Genomic DNA, 1,590 nt, shown 5'->3' on the forward strand with positions numbered 1-1,590 from the left:
CACGAGCGCCGCGGGGACCATGTACTCCGGCAGCTGCGCGGACAGATGCGCACGGAGCGCCTCGCTATCCAGCGCCTCGCCCACGAAGTATCCCACCAGCCGCTTGCCGCCGGAGCCGTCGTCCAGCGCGAGCACCACCGCCTCGCGCACGCCGGGGTGGGCTGCGAGCCGCGCCTCGATCTCGCCCGGCTCCACGCGGAAGCCGCGCACCTTCACCTGGAAGTCGGTGCGCCCCAGGTACTCCAGAACCGCAGTGCGAGAGTGCGAAAGTTCGAAAGTGCGCTCTGTCTCGCGCGAGCCCGGGGCACTCTCGCGCTCTCGCACGTTCGCAGCGGCCAGCCACCGGCAGAGGTCGCCGGTGCGGTACAGCCGCGCCCCCGGCTCGCCGAAGGGGTCGGGGACGAAGCGCTCCGCCGTCAGCCGCGGCCGGCCCAGGTATCCCCGCGCCACCGCCACGCCGCCGATGAACAGCTCGCCCGCCACGCCGACGGGCACCGGCTCGCCCGCGCGGTCCAGGACGTAGACCGCCGAGTTGTGGATCGCCCGGCCGATGGAAACGCGCTCCGCGCCGGGGTCGCACGCCCACTCGGTCACCTCGCCCGACTCGGTGGGCCCGTACTGGTTGGTCAGCTCCACGCCGGGAAGGCGCTGGTGGAACTGCCGCGCCAGCCCTGCGGAGACCGCCTCGCCGCTCACCGGCACGCGCAGGAGCCCGGTGCAGAGCGCCGCGTCGGGGTGCTCCAGGAAGAGCGGGAGCATGGAGGGGACGAAGTGCGCCACGGTGACCCCCTCGCGGCGGATGACCTCCACCAGGTACGCCGGGTCGCGGTGGCCGCCGGGGCGCGCCATCACCAGCCGGGCACCCACCATCAGCGGCCAGAAGAACTCCCAGAACGAGACGTCGAAGGAGAAGGGCGTCTTCTGCAGCAGCGCCTCGTCCGGCGTCATCCCGTAGCGGTCCTGCATCCACGCCAGCCGGTTCACCAGGCTCCCGTGCTCCAGCATCACCCCCTTGGGGCGGCCGGTGGAGCCCGAGGTGAACAGCACGTGCGCCAGGTTCCGCGGCCCGAGCCCCTCGCGGCCGGGATTCGTCTCCGGCTGGTTTGCCCATCCCTCATCGCCGGTGAGGTCGAGCACCGGGATCGTGGTCCCCGCCGACAGCGCGGCGGCGGTGCCGGCCTGCGGCGGGTGCGTCAGGAGGACGGCGGGGACGCTGTCCTCGACCATGTTGCGGAGCCGGTCCACCGGGTAGCTGGCGTCGAGCGGAACGTAGGCGCCGCCGGCCTTGAGGATGCCCAGCAGCCCCACCACCATCTCCACGCTGCGCTCCACGCAGATCCCCACCCGCGTGTCGGCGCCCACGCCGAGCGCGCGGAGGTGGTGCGCCAGCCGGTTGGCCCGCCGGTTCAGCTCGGCGTAGCTCAGCGACTCGTGCTCGCAGACCAGCGCCTCCGCATCGGGGGTGCGCTCCGCCTGCGCCTCGAACAGCTCGTGGACGCACGCCCCGCGCGGGTACTCCCGCCGCGTGTGGTTGAACTCCCGCACCACCAGCCGTCGCTCGGCCTCGGGGAGCATCGGCAGACGGTCGAC

Annotated in this window: 1 protein-coding gene; it reads right to left on the bottom strand. The window is 73.3% G+C overall.

The features are described 5' to 3' along the window. On the bottom strand, positions 1–1,590 hold a 1,590-nt coding region (locus VF584_17530; GenBank protein HEX8211982.1), incomplete at both ends, for an amino acid adenylation domain-containing protein.

This window comes from Longimicrobium sp. (genome assembly GCA_036389135.1).
Lineage (GTDB): Bacteria > Gemmatimonadota > Gemmatimonadetes > Longimicrobiales > Longimicrobiaceae > Longimicrobium.